The organism is Enterococcus sp. AZ103, from assembly GCF_051714685.1.
In the GTDB taxonomy this organism is placed as follows: Bacteria; Bacillota; Bacilli; order Lactobacillales; family Enterococcaceae; genus Enterococcus_A; species Enterococcus_A alishanensis.
On the sequence record NZ_JBIOSI010000002.1, the window covers coordinates 446,393 to 465,458 of the forward strand.

21 protein-coding genes are annotated in these 19,066 nt (G+C 35.1%); 4 read left to right on the forward strand and 17 right to left on the reverse strand.

The genetic code is table 11. From position 1 onward, the window contains the following. Window positions 1-6 precede the first annotated feature (6 nt). From ID741_RS16800 to ID741_RS16815, 4 genes are read right to left on the reverse strand one after another with little or no spacing between them, the layout of a single operon-like run. Window positions 7-1,002, reverse strand: a complete 996-nt coding sequence (locus tag ID741_RS16800; protein ID WP_438720868.1) for an alpha/beta hydrolase — start codon at window positions 1,000-1,002, stop codon at window positions 7-9. Between the two features lie 19 nt (window positions 1,003-1,021). Further along, entirely contained in the window at window positions 1,022-1,420 is a 399-nt protein-coding gene (locus ID741_RS16805) for a cyclophilin-like fold protein (protein WP_438720869.1), read from the reverse strand. A gap of 25 nt (window positions 1,421-1,445) precedes the next feature. Continuing rightward, window positions 1,446-2,135 (reverse strand): DUF4405 domain-containing protein, encoded by a 690-nt coding sequence (locus ID741_RS16810; protein ID WP_438720870.1) that lies wholly within the window; start codon window positions 2,133-2,135, stop codon window positions 1,446-1,448. An 11-nt stretch (window positions 2,136-2,146) separates the two neighbouring features. After that, window positions 2,147-2,758, reverse strand: coding sequence for a flavodoxin (locus ID741_RS16815; RefSeq protein WP_438720871.1), 612 nt, complete (start codon window positions 2,756-2,758; stop codon window positions 2,147-2,149). Window positions 2,759-2,966: 208 nt separating this feature from the next. Here ID741_RS16815 and ID741_RS16820 point away from each other — a divergent pair, with 208 nt between their 5' ends. Both ID741_RS16820 and ID741_RS16825 read left to right on the forward strand, forming a co-directional pair. Continuing rightward, a complete protein-coding gene (locus ID741_RS16820; RefSeq protein WP_438720872.1) occupies window positions 2,967-3,428 on the forward strand; it encodes a MerR family transcriptional regulator in 462 nt (153 codons plus the stop codon). Further along, a complete protein-coding gene (locus tag ID741_RS16825) occupies window positions 3,415-4,278 on the forward strand; it encodes an aldo/keto reductase (RefSeq protein WP_438720873.1) in 864 nt (287 codons plus the stop codon). Before ID741_RS16820 ends, ID741_RS16825 begins: the two co-directional genes overlap by 14 nt. Window positions 4,279-4,464: 186 nt before the next feature. Here ID741_RS16825 and ID741_RS16830 read toward each other — a convergent pair whose 3' ends face one another. The 4 genes from ID741_RS16830 to ID741_RS16845 form a co-directional block, all read right to left on the reverse strand. Continuing rightward, the gene (locus tag ID741_RS16830; RefSeq protein WP_438720874.1) at window positions 4,465-5,202 is read right to left on the reverse strand and encodes an SDR family oxidoreductase; all 738 of its coding nucleotides are present in this window, start codon (window positions 5,200-5,202) and stop codon (window positions 4,465-4,467) included. Between the two features lie 31 nt (window positions 5,203-5,233). Further along, window positions 5,234-6,580, reverse strand: coding sequence for an MFS transporter (locus tag ID741_RS16835; RefSeq protein ID WP_438720876.1), 1,347 nt, complete (start codon window positions 6,578-6,580; stop codon window positions 5,234-5,236). Window positions 6,581-6,699: 119 nt separating this feature from the next. Then, the gene (locus tag ID741_RS16840) at window positions 6,700-7,395 is read right to left on the reverse strand and encodes a flavodoxin (RefSeq protein ID WP_438720877.1); all 696 of its coding nucleotides are present in this window, start codon (window positions 7,393-7,395) and stop codon (window positions 6,700-6,702) included. 194 nt (window positions 7,396-7,589) lie between these two features. Then, complete coding sequence (locus ID741_RS16845) at window positions 7,590-8,228, reverse strand: type 1 glutamine amidotransferase family protein (protein WP_438720878.1); 639 nt, start codon at window positions 8,226-8,228, stop codon at window positions 7,590-7,592. Between the two features lie 122 nt (window positions 8,229-8,350). On the opposite strand from ID741_RS16845, the gene ID741_RS16850 reads away from it, so the two are divergent. Beyond that, window positions 8,351-9,283, forward strand: coding sequence for a helix-turn-helix transcriptional regulator (locus ID741_RS16850; RefSeq protein ID WP_438720880.1), 933 nt, complete (start codon window positions 8,351-8,353; stop codon window positions 9,281-9,283). Here the strand turns inward: ID741_RS16850 and ID741_RS16855 are convergent. From ID741_RS16855 to ID741_RS16895, 9 genes are all read right to left on the reverse strand, one after another. Further along, on the reverse strand, window positions 9,280-10,311 hold the full coding sequence (locus ID741_RS16855) for an acyltransferase family protein (protein ID WP_438720881.1): 1,032 nt from the start codon (window positions 10,309-10,311) through the stop codon (window positions 9,280-9,282). The two genes, ID741_RS16850 and ID741_RS16855, sit on opposite strands and share 4 nt — an antisense overlap. A 193-nt stretch (window positions 10,312-10,504) precedes the next feature. Further along, the gene (locus ID741_RS16860; protein ID WP_438720882.1) at window positions 10,505-11,101 is read right to left on the reverse strand and encodes a TetR/AcrR family transcriptional regulator; all 597 of its coding nucleotides are present in this window, start codon (window positions 11,099-11,101) and stop codon (window positions 10,505-10,507) included. A gap of 130 nt (window positions 11,102-11,231) precedes the next feature. Next, window positions 11,232-12,509: an ABC transporter permease gene (locus ID741_RS16865; RefSeq protein ID WP_438720883.1), complete on the reverse strand. Its 1,278-nt coding sequence runs from the start codon at window positions 12,507-12,509 to the stop codon at window positions 11,232-11,234. Continuing rightward, entirely contained in the window at window positions 12,510-13,187 is a 678-nt protein-coding gene (locus ID741_RS16870) for an ABC transporter ATP-binding protein (RefSeq protein WP_438720884.1), read from the reverse strand. 523 nt (window positions 13,188-13,710) lie between these two features. Then, on the reverse strand, window positions 13,711-14,310 hold the full coding sequence (locus ID741_RS16875; RefSeq protein WP_438720886.1) for a sugar O-acetyltransferase: 600 nt from the start codon (window positions 14,308-14,310) through the stop codon (window positions 13,711-13,713). Between the two features lie 106 nt (window positions 14,311-14,416). Then, window positions 14,417-14,815 (reverse strand): helix-turn-helix domain-containing protein, encoded by a 399-nt coding sequence (locus ID741_RS16880; RefSeq protein ID WP_438720887.1) that lies wholly within the window; start codon window positions 14,813-14,815, stop codon window positions 14,417-14,419. 107 nt (window positions 14,816-14,922) lie between these two features. Beyond that, window positions 14,923-15,558, reverse strand: coding sequence for a DUF421 domain-containing protein (locus ID741_RS16885; RefSeq protein WP_218325564.1), 636 nt, complete (start codon window positions 15,556-15,558; stop codon window positions 14,923-14,925). 11 nt (window positions 15,559-15,569) lie between these two features. After that, window positions 15,570-16,013, reverse strand: a complete 444-nt coding sequence (locus ID741_RS16890; RefSeq protein WP_438720888.1) for a DUF3290 domain-containing protein — start codon at window positions 16,011-16,013, stop codon at window positions 15,570-15,572. A 306-nt stretch (window positions 16,014-16,319) separates the two neighbouring features. Next, the gene (locus tag ID741_RS16895; RefSeq protein WP_438720889.1) at window positions 16,320-17,282 is read right to left on the reverse strand and encodes an ornithine cyclodeaminase family protein; all 963 of its coding nucleotides are present in this window, start codon (window positions 17,280-17,282) and stop codon (window positions 16,320-16,322) included. Window positions 17,283-17,678: 396 nt separating this feature from the next. On the opposite strand from ID741_RS16895, the gene ID741_RS16900 reads away from it, so the two are divergent. After that, on the forward strand, window positions 17,679-18,755 hold the full coding sequence (locus ID741_RS16900; protein ID WP_438720890.1) for an NlpC/P60 family protein: 1,077 nt from the start codon (window positions 17,679-17,681) through the stop codon (window positions 18,753-18,755). The last annotated feature ends 311 nt before the right edge of the window (window positions 18,756-19,066 follow it).

Genomic DNA, 19,066 nt, shown 5'->3' on the forward strand with positions numbered 1-19,066 from the left:
AATATTTTATCTTGCTGGAAATAATTTTGTTAAAGTTGTGTAGAGCTGATTTCTGACTGATTCCAAATCATGCCCACCATTTTGATCCAATCCATAAGTTAAATTTGTTGAATTAAAGATTTCATTTTGATTGAACATTGATTCAATCAAGCCATCCATCGAGGCTTGCGTGCCGTCAGCATCACCCACCGTTGCATAGATATTGAAATCGCTTTGGGTATATTGATTGTCTTTTACTGATTGGGCTAGTTTTTCCGCTGTTGCTTGTGGTTCACTGGCACCACCGTTTGGTTCAATCGTCCAGCTATCACCGGCCATTGGTAAAAAATTTGAAAATAATTCTAATTGATGCTCAAAGACGTACCAAGTCGTGATTGCACCCATTGAAAATCCACCAAAAGCACGATGATCACGTGAATCCACTAAATCCTTTTGGTCTGTTGAGCGGGCAAACGTGTGGTAATTCTCTTCAATAGCTGGAACTAAGTCACTTGGTAATTCCTCAGTGGCAAAGCGTAAATTTAGTGGATCATCGGCAGTCCAGCCATTAGGAACCAAACTTCGATCGGGATAATAAGTTGGTGAAACAACAATTAACGGTTCAATTTCCTGATTCGCAATCAAAGTATCTAGCATTTGTTTAATTCCTGAATCCTCACCATCTTCATCAGTCAAAAAATTGGTGGCATCCATCGAATAACCATGAAGTAAATACAAAATATCGTATTGTTGGTCATCTGATGCGTCATAACCTGCCGGTAGATATACTTGCGCTGCCTTATCATAGTTTTCGTTTTGATAATTGGTTTGATAGTTAAAGACTTCCAAACTTCCTTGTTCAGCTGCAGACACAGGGTTTTCGTTAGTGGGCGCCTTGCTAGTTGAAGTATTATTTCTTTCCGAGTTGTTAGGCCTAGTTGAAGAATTACTTTCAACAATCAGATAGACGGCGATTCCCAAAATACCGATACCTATCAAGGTCGCAAAAAATTTTTTTTTCATAAGTCAGCTCCTTTCATTACTAATCTAAGTCATATTCCCAATACAGTTTGGCTTCTTCAACGGCTTTTAAAGTCTGTATTTTACAATAATCTCCTTTTATTTTGCCAATTTTGTAACGACGAATACCTAAAGTAAAATCTTCATCTTCTAAGCAGATGGCTAAGCTTTGCCAGTCTGGAAAATAACAAACGTCACCTTCTGTTGAGAAATATTTTTCTTGGTCTTGAATTTCTAAAGTCAAAGATTCAGAGAAATAATAATTTCGCGCGGCTGTTCGATTAAAAACCAAAGGCGCTTTGATGGAGAAACTTTTGAGTTTTTTTTCAAAAAAGTTATTTTCAATCAAAATTTCACTCAAGGTATCACCTAATTGCAATAATAAATGGCCTTTTTGTACTTTCCAGAGTCGTTTTCGCAAACTAATCGTCCTTTCTCAAAAGCAATTATTTCTTTCGTTTTCTTCTCGCTTTTTTCTGGATAAAGGCAAAACCATAATGACCCACTGCTACGAACAATCCCATAATCATCAAGTAATCAAAAAAGAAGAGAGCCAATGGTTCCATGAAATTAAAAAAAGCATACTGCGTTCTTAAAAACATGTAACCGAAAAAATTCCGCGATATAAAGCCGTTTATTCCTAATAACACAATAATTATCGTGATAGCTTTAAGAATGACATTTCTTTTTTGACTTTTTCCTTTAATTTTAAAAATTTTTTTCGGAATCCCCATCATATTGTTCCAATGCATACCCAGATGAGTCGCCGTTAAAATAAAGAACCAATATGAAGCAGCCAAGTGAATCAAGCGTGGGAGACTTGTGCTAATATTTAAAGATAAAAAACTAAAAGCATAGCGAGACATTGCAATGCCACTAAAAATCATTAGTAGCATTAACGTTGCCAACAAAAAATTCATCGTTGTTTGGGTTTTTCTCACCAAGTTATATTTTCCTTTTGAAAGTCCTTTGTACCATTGACGATTAAAATAAGTATGCAAACAAAAGGCTACAAACATTGCCACGCCAACCCATTCATGAGGCTCTTCTCCAACTAGAGAATATGCCATTAAAATAGGTAATAAGGTGGTCATAGTTAAGTCAATCAAGATTTGAAATTTTATTTTATTACTCAATATTTTCTCCTTTAATTAGAAAGATTCAACTGATTCAACCAGTCGATCACCTCTGCTTCAGAATCATTAATCTCAGAACCTTGAATCGACAAACCATCTAAAACTGTCGCACCATTTGAATTTTCTCTGATGTCTTCAACGCTACTTCCTAGAACACTACCTTCATGAGTAGCAAAAGGAATAACTGTTTTACCATTAAAATCATTTTCATCTAAAAAGGTAAAAACGCCCATTGGTAAAGTTCCCCACCAAATCGGATAGCCTAAAAAAATCACATCGTAATCGTCTAGATTGTCTAGAGAATTTTTTAATTCTGGTCTGGCTTCTTCATCTTGCTCGTCTCGAGCAACATCTATCGTGTCATCTACATCATTTGGATAAGCTTCTGCCGTTTCAATTTTAAAAGTGTCAGAATTTGTATTTTCAGCAATCGTTTCCGCCATTGTTTCGGTATTACCAGAATATGAAAAGTAAGCTACTAATGAATTACCCTCAATTGATTGATTATTACTGTTAGATTGACTATCTCCATCTGCCTGACTGTTGTTGGCACTATTGCCACAAGCTGTTAACACGGTAACACTAAGCGCTAGAAATAAGGTCGTTATAATTTTTTTCTTCATTTATTTCTTCCTTTCGTTTGTTGATAAAACTGAGTCTACAGTCTGGAGCTCACTTCAAAGCAAGTCTTTTTTTTATTTTCTTTTGGAAAATTTCCAAGTACAATAAAAAAGAAGAATGACAAAACTTTTCACTTGCCTTGAAGTTCACTCCATAGCATATAGTTCATTTATTGAATGATTCAAGGTAACTCAATTAGGAGGCGAAAATATGAACATTAAAGAAGTTGCTGACTTATTCAACTTAACCACAGACACGATTCGCTATTATGAAAAAATCGGTGTGATTCCGCCAGTCACTCGTGACCAGCGAGGTTATCGAGATTTTCAAAAGAAAGATTTGAATTGGGTTTTTCTCGTTAAGAGTTTACGAAACGCTGGTGTGTCCATCGAATCGTTAATTGAATTTGCTCGTTTATCACAAATTCAAGGAGACGAGCGGCTTGCACAAAAAGACATCTTAAAAAATCAATTAACTGAATTAGACGAAAAAATGGCAGAACTCCATCAAACAAGAGATTTATTAGCTTATAAAATCGAAACTTATGATGAACACATCGCTTTGTTTAATTCTGGAAAGATGACTGAAGATCAAATCGAGGAATTATGGAAAATGAAACATTTTAACAAGAATAAAGAAACCACTGGAGGAATTATAAATGCAAACAGTTAAATTAAATAATGGTGTCGAAGTCCCAATTTTAGGTTTTGGTACCTTCCAAATTACCGATCCAAAAGAAGCTGAAGATGCAGTCTATGAAGCAATCAAAGCTGGTTATCGTCACATCGATACTGCTCAATCTTATTTAAATGAAGAAGCAGTCGGTAAAGGTATTGCAAAGGGTATTGCCGAAATTGGCGTGACTCGTAAAGAACTATTCATTACTACTAAAGTATGGGTGGAAAATGTTTCTTACGAAAAGGCCCGCGCTTCAGTTGAGCGTTCATTAAAACGTTTAGGTTTAGACTATGTTGATTTGCTATTGATTCACCAACCATTTAACGATGTTTATGGTGCATGGCGTGCAATGGAAGAATTACAATCAGAAGGCAAAGCAAAAGCCATTGGCGTATCAAACTTTGGCGTCGACCGTGCCGTTGATTTAGCAGAATTCAATCAAGTGACCCCGCAAGTCAACCAAATTGAAATTAATCCTTTCCAACAACAAACTGAAAACATTGCTGCTTTAAAGGCAGAAGGCATTGCGGTTGAAGCTTGGGCACCTTTTGCAGAAGGTAAAAATGGGATTTTCAAAAATGAAATTTTAACAAAAATTGGTGAAAAATATGGTAAATCTGTGGCGCAAGTAATTGTCCGTTGGTTAGTAGAACAAGATGTGATTGTTTTGACGAAATCAGTCAATCCTGACCGGATGGCACAAAACTTAGCTGTATTTGATTTTTCATTAACTGACGAAGACAAAGCGCAAATTGCAACATTAAACGTTGGTGCTAGTCAGTTCTTCTCTCATGCTGATCCAGAAATGATCAAATGGATGGCTGGACGGACGATGGACGTTTAAAACCATTTAACTATTTAATAATTAAAAAGATGACTTCAATTTTACTATTAGAAAATTGAAGCCATCTTTTTTTATTTAATTTACTCTCAAGAATTTATCTAATCGTTTTTTTATAAACGAACTTAATTATTTATAAAAAAAGGATTTAAGACCCTCTAGATGATCTTAAATCCTTTAAAACAACTTTTATTGTACTTGTTTGGTTGGACGAATAATAATTTCATTCCAAGCAGCATCAGCTGGCAAATCGATCGCTTGTTTAATCGTTAAAGCTACACGATCAGCAGAGATCCCAAAATTATTATAAAAATCAGTGAAGTTGCTTTGGAAGTTTTTATCTGTTACTGAATCTAATAATTCAGTATTGATAGCTCCTGGAGAAACGATAGTCACGCGAATATTATCGCTAGCCACTTCTTCTCTTAATGATTCACTAATTGCTCGAACTGCCCATTTAGTAGCTGAATAAACAGCACCACCTGAATGAGCATAATGACCTGCTACTGAAGAAATATTAATGAAGTGTCCCATTTTTTTCTCAGTCATGTGAGGCAAAGCAGCCCCAATACCATACAAAGTCCCTTTGATATTAATATCAATCATATTGTCCCAATCTTTAATTCGTTTATCTGCTAACAATGATTGTGGCATAATGCCGGCATTATTCATCCAAACATCAATTTTGCCATAGGTTTCGATTGCCAAGTCAGCTAATGCTTCCACCTGATTAACATCCGTTACATCTGTAACTTGGTAGACTGCTTGACCACCTAATGATTCTACTGATGCCACTAATTCTTGCAATAAGTTTTCCCGACGGGCAGCTAAAACTAATTGTGCACCATCTTTTGCTAAAATTTCGGCAGTTGCTTTACCAATACCACTGGAAGCGCCTGTAATAACGATAACTTTTGATTCTGACATATAATTTCCTCTTTTCAATTAATTAAACTATTTATTTTTTCTTACTTTGCGGTAAAACAAAGAAAATTGCCGCAAGTAAGGAAATAACTATAAAAATTGTTGCGATTAACATTTGTAATCTAAAACTACTAACCGGGTTAGTAACTGCTGATGAAAAAGCAATTACCACCGATAAACCAATCGATCCGCCAATTTGATGGACCATGTTCACCACGCCTGAAGCAGCACCAGCTTCATCTGCTGTCGTATGGGCAATTCCTGATGCGGTTAAGGGACTCAAAGAAAAGCCTTGTCCAATCCCAATGATCATCATAGGTATGGCGATACCAATCCAATAATTGCTATTTTCATTAAATAAACTCAAACCAAACATACCAAGCGCCACAATTGTCAAACCAATCACCATTAGTTTTCCATTACCAAATTTTTTAGTTAACCGAGAAACTTGTAATGAAGATAGGAAAATCGTGATACTTAAAGGAAAGAAAGCCAGTCCAGAAGTTAATGGTGAATAGCCCAAATAGTTTTGCATCATTTGTGGTGTCAAAAACCACAAAGCTAACATTGCTCCTAAAAAAGTAAAACGGGCAATGTAAGCGCCCAAACGTTCTTTATTGGCAAAAAGACTTAACGGCATGATCGGTGAACTTGTTTTAGCTTCTTGGCGAATAAATAAACCAATAAAAACAAACGCAATCACTAACGCGATTATATTATTACTTTCACCAACAATACTGTACACTAAAGCAATCATACCGATAACAGAAGTGATTGAACCAAAGATATCAATTTTCCCTTCAATCGTATCTTTTTCTTCAATAAACAGCATCGCCAAAATAAACATGATGATACTAATCGGTACATTAATAAAAAAACCATCCCGCCAAGAAAACTGACTGGCGAGTACGCCACCAATAATCAATCCTACTGAAGAACCAATTCCTGCTGTAGCACCGTAAGCCGCAACAGCTTTTGTCCGTTCTTCTCCTTCGAAATTATCCATTAAAATTGCTAATGTTGTCGGTGCTAAAATTGCCGAGCCAATCCCTTGAAACGCCCGAGCCATAATAATTGCTACTGGGCTACCTGCCAAACCGACAAACAATGAGCCAATCGCAAAAATGACTAATCCGATATTATACATTTTTCTGCGACCAAATAAATCTCCCGAACGGCCACCTAATAATAATAAACCACCGAAAGTTAATGAGTAAGCATTACTGACCCACGATAATTGGGCTTGATTTAATGCTAAATCCTGAGCAATTTTAACCGTCCCGGTAAAAATAATCGAATTATCCAGTAAGATCATGAAATAGCTTAATAAAATAATCGGTAGTACCATAACACTTCTTTTGTTTATACTTGTTTCTTGCATTCTCTGTCCTTCTTTCCTTAATTACAAAACTGACTATAATCCATGGAGTGAACTCCAGAGCAAGAAGAAAGTTTTCCCATAACAAAAAAACACTGAAAAATCAGTGCTCGAAAAAATATTTAATTACTTGTTTCAGGTAAATTATTTAACCAATCCGTCACATCGCCTTCACTACCATCCACATCATCACGACTGATGGTCAAAGCATCAGTGACAATCGTTGCATCTGGCGCTTCTTCAGTAATACTGTTAACCGTATCAGAAAGACCGCTACCACCATGAACATTAAATGGAATCACCGTTTTGCCAGCCAAATCATGTTCCTCTAAAAAACTATACATAATCATCGGCATATCGCCCCACCAGTTTGGATAACCAAAAAAGATGGTATCATATTCGTCAAGATTTTCGACGGACTCTTTTAAAGTTGGTCGCGCATTACTTGATTGTTCTTCTGAAGCAAATTCAGTTAACGCATCATGATCCGTGGTATAAGGAGTTTCTGGTTCAATTCTGAAAATATCGGCTTCGGTTTGATCTTGGATTTGCATACCAACATATTGGACATTCCCAAGTACTTCGTCATCCACTATTATAGCGCTGTTTTCTTCTTCGGTTGTTAGATTATTAGGGTCGGTTGTCTCTGGTTGAGAAAAATAAACAACTAATGATTTGCCAAATTTTTCAGTTAAATTATCATTGGCTGCGACTGAATTTTGATTATTATCTGATGCTGCATTTTCATCGTTATTACCGCAAGCTGCCAAAGTTAGCAATCCAACGCCAATAAATAGTACACTCAACATTTTTTTCATAAAGGACCTGCTTTCCATATTTGATGTCTCAAGACTAGACTATGGAGTCTACTTCAAGGCAAGTTTTTTCGTCAAAAACCGCTGATTGTTTAATTTTTTTTAAACATATGAGCCGCTGTTACTATTTGGAATCAACTAAAAAGCCACAACTGTCTAATTCATGACAACTGAGACTTCTCATTTTTTCCTTCAATTTAATTAATTTCTTTTTCTGGTAAACTTTCCATCAATTGATAAAAGAATCCAGCTTCACCAGTCTCAAAATAATTATACCAAGCCGTCAACGTATCCAATTCAAAAACATCCAGATAAGCAATAATTTCTTTAGTCCATAATAAATTACCTGTTGCACTCGCGGTGATTAGGTTGTCTGCTGACACAGCAGGCTGATCGACATAATTTTTTGAGCCTTGATAATTCAGGCAAAACATTTCTAAAAATCCTGAGCCATTACTAGTATGAAGACGATGGTCCAACATTCCAAAGTTGGCTAGCGCAACTGTTGCACCACAAATCGCCGCGACACCAGCACCTTCAGAAAGAAAGCGATTGGCTTTTTCTATTATTGCTTGATGCTTTCCATCACCCCAAGTATCAGCGCCCGGCAACAATAATAGATTTTTTTCTTCTACTACTATATCTTCAATGGAACAATCAGGGGTAATTCTCATTCCTCCCATCGTTCTAATCGACTCTTTGTTATAACTGACTGTTTTAAGAGTGATTTCTGCAGCGTCCTTTTTTAAAAATCTTTTCGAATTTAACTCTGCTGTGATATGACCTAATTCCCAATCAGCTAATGTATCTAATAAATAAACATAAATTATTCGCATTTGTTTCCTCCATTTTTTTGTCGTCCATCCCAATTACCCTTTTAGTATACTAAGGAATTGTTGACAGCAGTATGGCAACAATCTAAAATAAATGGAAAAGAATTTTGAAAAGATGTGAAAAAATGAAGGTAAATCGCTTAGTGAGTATTATTATGCTTTTATTAGATAAGAAACGAATCAGTGCGCAGGAATTAGCGGAAACGTTTGAAGTGTCTCCCCGCACTATTTACCGCGATATTGACGCGATAAATTTGGCTGGTATCCCAATTCGTTCAACTCCTGGTGTCGGTGGCGGCTTTGAAATAATGGAAAATTATAAGCTAGATAATAAAGTATTGTCCTCTTCAGATATTTCAGCAATCTTGACAGGCCTTTCGAGTTTTTCTAATATGCTGCATCAAGACTCATTAGCGCATACATTGGCAAAAATCAAAAGCTTCATTCCAGCTGACCACGCCCAAGAAATTGAATTACGCACAAATCAAATTCAGATTGATTTAAGCCCTTGGATGGTTAATCCAAATATTCAAGCAGATCTAAAAATAATCCAACAAGCTTTGACAGAAAACAGAAAACTTTCCTTTGATTATATTGACCGCCACGGAAATAAAACTAATCGCACAGCTGAACCTTATCAATTAGTTTTAAAAGGAAATCATTGGTATTGGCAAGGCTATTGTTTAAAAAGAAATGATTACCGATTGTTTAAAATCGTACGAATGTCTAACTTAAAAGTATCCGAACAATCTTTTACACCAAAGAATTATCAAAATCCTGTATTAGATTTTACTGACATTTTGTCTACCCTTCAAACAACTATCAAGCTGCGAATCCACCGATCAGTGATGGACCAAGTGTTAGAGTATTGTCCGATTGAAAATTTTTCCTTAGACGGTGAAGATCATTATCTAGTAAATTTTCCTTTTATCGAAAATGATTTCTACTATAATATCCTGTTTAGTTTTGGCAGTCATTGTGAATGTATTGAACCTCTGCAAGTACGCAACGAAATCAAAAAAAGAATCAACCAGTTAGCTGATTTATATAAAAATTAAAGGCTGCGTTCATAAAGTTGCGGTACTGATTTATCACTGACCCGCACTTTTTTGAACACATCAACAAGTAAAATAACTATCAGCGAAATCCCTACACCTAATATCCAACGAATCCAGCCGGTTTCAGCTGAAGTCAATCCACTTGTAGAGACAAAAATATTGAATAACTGAATCGGTATCATATGAAAGAAATAAATACCTTGCCCGTACTTTCTTAAATGCTTAAAATCTGCTTTGCCGTGATAACTTAATAATACTAAGAAAAAATAGAAACTAAAAGGAAGCAAGGCAAAATAAAAATTCACATCTTTTCCTTGATGGAGAAAAATTATCGTCCCTTCAATTAATAAAAGAAGGCTACTTAATATCAGTCCACGATATTTTTTCTCTGAATCAACTAGCAAACGTTGATGGTTTTCCGCTAAATAATAGCCAATTAAGACAAAAATCGCTGTAAAAAACAATCCATTTCGAGTAGTTAGAAAAACACTAAAATAACTATTCATCCAGTGACCAAAGCCCGTTTTTACCAAATAAGCAGAATAAGTTTCACTAGCACCAATTGCGTATAAGACTAGCATTCCGCTAAAAACCTTACCATATCCCCACTTATGAATCAGTTTATCTACAATTACTACTCCAAAAAATATCGCTGGGAAATACCAAAGATGATAAAAAGTTCCTGTATATACCAGACCAACAAGCACCCCCACAGGATATAATGCTAAAGGCAAATTGACATAGTCTTGAATAAACTGAATTCCAAATGGCAAATAAATCAACGACCACAATAAATACACTTGAATATTCTTCCGCAACCACATTTTCTTGCCAACTGAATCCTTTTGCGCATAAAAAAAGGCATTACTTACACAATAAAAAGGCACAACCACCCGACATAAAATGTTTTTCAATAAAAAATGCAGTTCGGGATTACTGGTCAAACTGCCAACGTGGGCGACTACCACAAAAAATGGAAAAATAAATTGTGCCAGATAAAGAAGTTGGTAACCGTTTTTATATTTCATCTTGTTCCCCTCATTTCAAAATTGTTTCGATAACTTTATTTTAGAGAGGAACCAATCGATCCACACGGGACTATGGTTCGAGATTGTTCTAGGCAATTAGTCTATTAATCGATAATTTTTTGCTAAAATATACAAAAAAACGACAATTTTTAAATTGTCGTTAAATGGATAGATGTTTTCTTTTATTTTTCCTCTAAGCTTCTGCTTTTATTCCTGCAATTAAGTAGGACACACTTCTTTGATAAATCTTTTTTACCTCAGTCAAATCTTTTTCAAAATGCAAAGTAGCTAAGCCATCCATCAAAGCTGCATAAATTGCTGCCCATTCTTTAGCATCTCCTGCAGGAAGAGCTCCTGAAGAAATTCCCTCTTCAAAAGTTTGATCGTATAATTTTTGTGGTTCTCTAACTAAATTGACCATTTTAACAAAGAATTCGTCATTGACATCTTGTCTACCTAATAAAAATTCTTCCGAAATCTTTTTTAATGGATTTCCATAACTTGAGACAAAATGTTCGGTCAACTTTTGGATTTTATCTTCAAAAGAAGAGGTTGTTTTTTCAACTTTTTTCCATTCATCAATCCATTGAAGAGTATTCTCTTTATAGATTTCAAAAAATAATGCTTCTTTGCCACTGAAGTAGTAATAAATACTCCCTTTACTCACACCGATATACGTTACTAGGTCTTGCATTGATGTATTGTTATAGCCATTCTGAATAAACTGCTCTTTTGCTTTTTGTAAAATAAACTCTTTCTTTTTTTCTGACTTGCTATTTTTAGTTTCCATAAATACCTCACATTTATTTAAACATCTTGTTGTTTTAATATTCAAATCCTTTTTATTCTAATACAGTTGGAATCTTTTTTACAACAATATTTAATAGCTCCGCAAAAATAGTCGAATCGGTTAATATACTCTATTCATATCTCAAAGCATTAATCGGATTTAATTTTGCCGCCCGGTTTGCCGGCAATGTTCCAGCTAAAAAGGCTATAAACATAATAATCAGCAGGATAATCACCATACTTGATAATGGAAACTCTACCAAACTAAAGCCTGTCATTCCAGACAAAAAGGACTGTCTAGCAATATTATTAATGAGACTACCTAATCCCATGGCACAACCAATCCCAATTAATGCTCCCCAAAAACCGATCAATAAAGCTTCAAAACTAAATGTTAAAAATACTTTTGAACGTTTTAATCCTACCGCTTTCATCAAACCAATTTCTCTTGTTCGATCTTGGACTGACATATACAGCGTGTTAATAATCCCAAAACTTGCAGCAATCAAGGCGATGCCACCAAATAAAGTCAAAATACCTGTCACTGCACTGACTACTTGCTGAATCGTACCGATTTGGTCTTCCACAGTCATACCGTCTAATCCAATTTTCTTTAGGTCATTTTGGATAGTCGCTATTTTTTCATCACTAATATTATCTGGTAAGGTTGCATAAACCATTTGATATTGATTTCTTATACTATCAGGTAAACCAGCTTCATTTATTTCAACAATTTTTTCTTCTAAACCGCGACTAACAATTGATTGTCCTCCTTGAATTAAACTAGCTGCTCGCACCCCCACAACTTTTGCTGTAACGATTTCTTGTTTTCCTGAAGCTTTATTCGTAGCTGCAATTTCCACCGTTTTCCCAACTGCTGCTTGATTGTTTTTGAAACCTAATGATTTTACATATTCTTGAGCCAAAACAATCTCAAAAGTGTTACTGCTTTTTTTCACGCCACGTCCTTCAGCGAGAGCAATGGTTAAATTACTAGGACCCGCTACATTTAAAGCATATTTTTGATTTGCTGACCCTTTAATGTAATCAGCCGTCAAATAAGTAAATGGCTCCACACTTTTAATATCCTTGATTTTTTCAATTGAACGAATTTTCTTTTCAGTAATCATGTCCCCATCTTGACTGTCATTTTTTTCAGGATCGTACTCTTTTGGAGAAGTACTCATAGTAAAATTTTCATTCAAAGATTCAGGCATAATCATTAGTTGATTATCCCCACCGACACTACCAATCTGTTTATCAATGTAATTACTCACCCCTTGGTTGACGCCTGTTGTTAAGGCAATTGTAAACGCCCCAACAAAGATCGCAACAATTGTCAGAATCGTCCTACCTTTATTTCTCCAAAGATTAGAACTCGCAGTTTTAAAAATATCAATTAATTTCATTTATTTCTCCTCCAGAATTAAGCCATCTTTTACATAAATTTGACGGTCACAACGAGCTGCCAAATCTAAGTCATGAGTAACAATAATCAAAGTAATACCTTTTTCTCGGTTTAATTGAAATAGTAGTGACTCAATCTTTTCTCCTGTGGCAGAATCCAAATTACCTGTTGGTTCATCAGCAAAAATAATTGCTGGGTCATTCACAAGTGCTCTTGCAATACAAACACGCTGTTTTTGTCCACCAGATAAATCATTGGCTTTATTTTTTAGCTTGTCTTTTAACCCGACCGATGCTAATGCCTGTTCGGCTTTTTCATTTCGAATTTTAGCTGGAACCCCTCCTACTTTTAAAGGTAGCAACACATTTTGCAGCACTGTATCTTTTGGATTCATAAAAAATTGCTGGAAAATAAAACCAAATGATTGATTTCTTAATTGAACCAACTCGCTTTCTTTTAATTTTTTTGTATCTTTACCAAGGATCGTTAAGTTGCCACTAGTTTGATTATCTAACAAAGCTAAAATGTGCATCAACGAGGATTTTCCTGAACCACTTTTCCCGACAATTGCTACCGTTTCCCCTTTATCAATCGTCAAACTCACATCTTTTAAAGCATCAAAACTCGTTTTTCCTGTTCCATAAGTTCTTCTAATATGACTTCCTTCTAGTATTTTCATCTATTTCCTCCTAAGACACGTTTTAAAAACTGACCAGTTGGTTTATAATATTTTAAAACCGACCGATCGGTTTATTTTATCAACAACTCATTTATTTTACAAGTAAAATTTTTAATTTGGTTCTTTTCTTCTCTCATAAGTCTGAAAGTTGTAGAAAAATCTAGATAACATATCTGCAGATTTTCATGAAAAACTATCAGTTTCAATTTTTCTTTCCTAACTTATTATGATGTGTACTTTTAATGTTAGCCATTGAATTATCTGTTTTGCTATAATATTTAATTTGGATTCTCTATTATCACAGTTTTCGTTGTTCATTTATTTTTGTCACTTTTTCCTTGTTTAGCATTCATATTTTACCCATAGGATTGGAAAAATTATTTGACGTTCGTCCCACTTTGCTTTTTCGCCATAATCAATTTCTTTTATGACAATACTAAAAAAAATCAAAATCCACTCCTTAAAGGTGACTTTGATTTCTTTTATTTATAATTTTTGTAAAAAAAATGATCTATTAAAATAACTAATTCATTTTTTGAAGATAATTTGTCTTATCAGCTTCAGTGATCGCTCGTAAAACTTTACAAGGATTTCCTACTGCAATTACGTTGGCTGGAATACTTTTAGTAACTACGCTACCAGAGCCGATAATTGTATTTTCGCCAATTTCTACACCTTGATTCACTACTACATTTGCGCCTAACCAAACATTATCTCCAATAGAAACCGATTTAGAATAACATCCTCCCAACGCTCTTTCTTGTGGATCAATTGCGTGATTGGTAGTGAAAATACCTACTCGTGGTCCGAAAAGCACATGATCGCCAATATAAATATCTGCACCATCAAGCAAAATACAATCAAAGTTAGCATAAAATTTCTTGCCTAAATGGATATTACTACCAAATTCACAACGAAAGTCTGGTTCAAAAAAAGCATCTTCGTCCACAGATCCTAACAAATCTTTGAGCAATCGACTTCTCTTTTCTTCATCTTCACCATACAAAGCATTGTATTCTTTGGTAATTTTAACTGCTTTGCCGCGGGCTTCTAGAAATACTTTGTTCGTGTCATCATACATTTTTCCTGATTTCGATAAATTGAAATAGTCTTGTTCTGTCATGTGAATTGCTCCTTTTTTGTTTGTTGTTTTCTATGATACAGGATGTTAAAACACATGCAAAGACGGATTTTTAGTTTTTGACTGATAAAACTAATAATTGTAACTTTTACTTCCGCTGCCAAAAGAAACTTAGATCAGGAAAAATAAAATGTAAAATCAGGGCTAAAATAGCGATGCCAAAAATCACAAATCCTAAAATAATCGCCACTCGCCAGATTTTTTTTAAGCCGCTTTTACCTTTTTCATAATCTAAATACATTTCTGCGACTTTTTCATCAGTAAAATTTTTCTCTCGCACTTCTTGTACATCAATATCTTTTACCAGTTCATCAAGGGACAGATTAAAAAAATCGCTCAGTAAGACTAGTTTAGTGAAATCAGGATAGGATTGTCCGGCTTCCCATTTGGAAATGGTTTGTCTGGATACTTGCAGTTCCATGCCAAGTTCTTCTTGTGACAAACCTTTTTGTTTTCTCAGAGCCAATAATTTTTCGTGGAATTTCATTTTCGCTCCCCCCTCTTTTCTATAAGAAAAATGTAGCTCAAATAGCGAAATGCCACAAGCAACCTTGGTTTACAATTTGTCAATTTACTTTAACATCAAGATTTTAATTATTGCTGGTAACCATATAAATTTAATTTCCCTGATAAATATTCCCCTAAATAAACTTCACTAATTTTTTCAAACCCTTGGGCATGGACCTGTTCTTCCAACCAACTTTCGTCTTGGCTAATAAGTTCCAAAACATCTTTATTTGATTGACCATCGACAATAATCGGATATTTGATATTTTCATCACCAAATTCAATTAAGGTCAGCTGACCATTTTGTTCTAAAATCGCCCGTTTGACATTTTGCACTTCGTAAATGCCATTTGCCCTTAATTTGAACATCAATTCATTAGCAGAAATACCACTTTTTAGACATTCATTAACATCAATTTTACCATCTTGAATCAAGGTAATCGGACGACCATCAATAATTAGTTTCACATAGCGATTATGATCCTTGGCAAATTTCAAAATTAAAACTAGCAGTGTCCAAATTATCAAAACTAGCACGAATTGTAAAACAGTGATGGAATCGTTGTAAATCACACCACCGATAATACCCCCCAACACATAATTTTGAACTTGATCCATCGCTGATGAAGGTGCCAAATTGCCTTTTCCCATTACGTTAATTTGAATGATCAGACAAATAATTCCTAAAGCAAATTTTAAAATAATTGGATTATATAATTGCATTCTTTTACCTCCTATTTATTGATCACGATACTAGGATTCATCAAGTGTGCTTTCGTCAAGGTATAAGAACTTTGATCGGCACTTAGATTGACTTGATAATAATTTTTCTTTATTTTGACAATGATTCCGTCAGTTAGTTGGGTCGCATTGACAAAGATCTCTTTACTCGAAATGTCATTCTCTTTTGAAATATCTTGGACTACATTCACCATCTGTGAGGACTGGGAATGTTTTGCTTGATTTGACTGATAATCAGAAAACTGCACCCCTGAAGCAAAAATTAACAACAACAGAAAAATAATACTTAAGTCACGGTATTTCGTCTGAATCCGATGTCTTAAATACAAAGAAAAAACAATCACTAAGAAAAACAGTGAACCAAAAATCAAAATATACTTGAAGTAATCATTAATGTTTGACTGTGATTTTAAATAGTCAATTCCGTAAAAATTCATCTTTCTCTCCCCTTTTTTATTTAGTAATTATACAATAGAATATTTTTTTCAAGCGTAAAAACGATTTTCCAGCATAATTAATCTAAAAAAAGATCCATCCAATGACAATTTTAAAGATTGCCTTCTCAGATGTGATCTTTTTTCGAGTATTAATTTTAATTACGAATTTTTGGGTTTAACGTTAAATGATTAAATCCCATTATATTAGCGGTCACTGGTTCAGACGAAATATAATGTGTCTCTGCAATTTTAAGATAATCATTTTGCGAATATCATCAAAATTTTCTAATACGTACTTTCTTTTTTCTAAGATTTTTTCATTCTTTGAGATATTGCCTGAGCCGCAAACAAATCTTGTGCCGCTATTCCCACCGTTTTAAAGAAAATAATCTCCTCGTCGTTTTCGCGCCCGATTAATTCTCCTTTTATAACAGCCCCAATATCGCCAGTAAAAGCTTCATCGGTAATTGTTCCTTCTTTAAGAGGAATTAATAGATCCCCTGACTCCGAAAGAACCGCCTCTTCGGAATCAAAAAAGATTTTGTCGGCTTTTTTTACTAGACTTGCCGGTATTTCTTGCAGATGCGGTTGATAAGAACCCACCCCAGAAACTAGTGCCCCTTTTTTTACTTTCTCCCCATCAAACACCGGAACTGTCGAAGGCGTTACTGTGACGATAATATCAGCATGTTCAATCGCAAGATCTGAATTTTCGACTGCTTTAATCATTACAGTGGTTTGCAATTCTGTTGTCATTTTTTCAACAAATTGTAGGGCTCTTTCAAAATTTAAATCACTTACTCTGATTTCTGATAAATTTGCAGCAACAAGCATAGCTTCAAGTTGTGTCTGCGCCTGACCACCCGTACCGATTAAGGCACCGATTTTTGCATCTTTACGTGCCAAATGTTTGATGGCTACACCGGTTGCGGCTCCAGTACGTAATTGTGTTACATAATTACCATCAAGCAAAGCTTCAAAACCACCCGTTTTTGTATTCATTACTAAAATTTGGGCGTTAATTGAAGGCAGACCTTGATTAATATTTTCGGGAAACATATTCAAGACTTTGACACAAGAAGCATCATATTCTTCGCTATATGCAGGCATGCATAAAAAAGTTCCCTTCCCTGTTCCGGTTGTTATTTGTGTTCTTAAAGGAACGTCTACTTTCCCTTCATAATAGTACTGAAAAGCCTCTTCCACTATTGGAATACAATCAGCTATTGAAAAAACTTTTTGAATGTCATTTTTATTTAAAATATTCATTCTTTCTCCTCCTTTTTTTGTGAATGCTTTAAAACTCTTTCTAATAAATAAAGATCCGCTGGAATACAACTCAATCATATCACCATAAAAGTATTTAAAAAATCAAATTTTTGAAAATAGTCTGTAAAAAGATTTATTTGCTGAGAATTTTATAGAAGCTACAAATCGAGGAAAATTAGAAGAACGGCTGAACCTAGAAGTCCATCTGGCGCTTCGATGGGATTTAATATAAGTTCTTCTGGAATAAGTTATTCTATTATTATCCTGGAACAGACTAGCTGATATTATTTTTATGCGTCTATGCTTATTTTTACTTCTTAATTTAAAGCTCGTTATTAAAATATTCGGTGGTCTAGTGTACAATGTAAGTTATTAATCAGGAGAGAAGGAGTATTTATGAAATTAGGAATTAAAACAGGTTTAGCGCTTGGTTTGTGTTTGGTGGGATTACAAGTTACTGGGACAAAAGTGTTTGCCTCAGAAATCAATGAAGATGATTCACAGATCCAACTTACAGAAGATCAAAGTGCGTATCAAAAAGAAAAACAAGCAGCGTTGGATGCTGGCTATACATTGGCTCAATTTGAAGCAGTGATGGCTACGCCAAATATCGCTTCAGCACAGACAATTCAAACTTTTGCTGACACTGCTGCTTTGACTGAGCAACAAAAAGTAGTCAACTTAGCACAAGCCCAAGTCGGCAAACCATTTGGTTGGGGTGCCGCTGGACCAAGTGCTTTTGACGCTTCAGGATTGGTACAATATGTATTTAAAAATGCAGTGAATATGACCGTCCCTGCCCCAAGTACTTCCCAAGAGCGACTAGGCAAAGACGTTAGCATGAATGCTTTACAACCAGGTGACTTATTATTTTGGGGAACAAAAGGAAATTCTAACAATGTCGCTATTTTTATTGGCAACGGACAATATATTTATTCCCCGGGACCAGATCAAAATGTCAAAGTTGGCCAAATTACTTGGTATAAACCTGATTTTGCCAAAAGAATTTTAAGTGACGGTGTCCAAAAAGTACCAGGTTTAGATGGTCAACAAGCCAACGAAAAATATGTGTTTAGACTGTACAACGCAAACGAAGGCAATCACCATTACACCCAAGATTTAGCTGAAGCCACCAACTTACAAAATATTGGCTGGACGTATGAAGGTGTCGCGTGGGCTGCACCAACCGCTGGTGACACAACTTATCGTTTATACAATCCTAATAATGGTCGTCATTTCTACACTTTAAGCTCCCAAGAAAATACTTGGTTAACAACAATTGGCTGGGAAAGTGAAGGCGTATCATGGAATTCAGGCGGTAATGTTCCAGTCTATCGGGTCTACAATCCGAACGCTATTGGAAGCCAAGATAGCCATGTCTACACAACTAATTCTGGTGAGAAAAACAACTTAGTTAGTCTCGGCTGGAAAGATGAAGGCACTGCTTGGAATGCGGAGCGGGCTATTCAATAATAGAATACAAGTTAAAAAGACGAAATACCTAGTGTATTTCGTCTTTTTTCATTGGACATCTGTTTAGGTTTTTTCTAACTATTTAATAAATTTTTTTCTTAATCTAATTTCACTTCACCATTGATAATTTATTGGTAACCAATATTTTTAAAATGCGTTTTCTAATCAGCAAAAACGATGCTGTATTCAGCTATCGAAGTCATCTTTCTCGCAACCTACCAGAAAAATAGAGGATTTTAATATTTTTTACTGTAACTTTCTTGAAAATTCTTTAACATAGCTGATTTTTTTCAATCATGCTATAGTTTTCG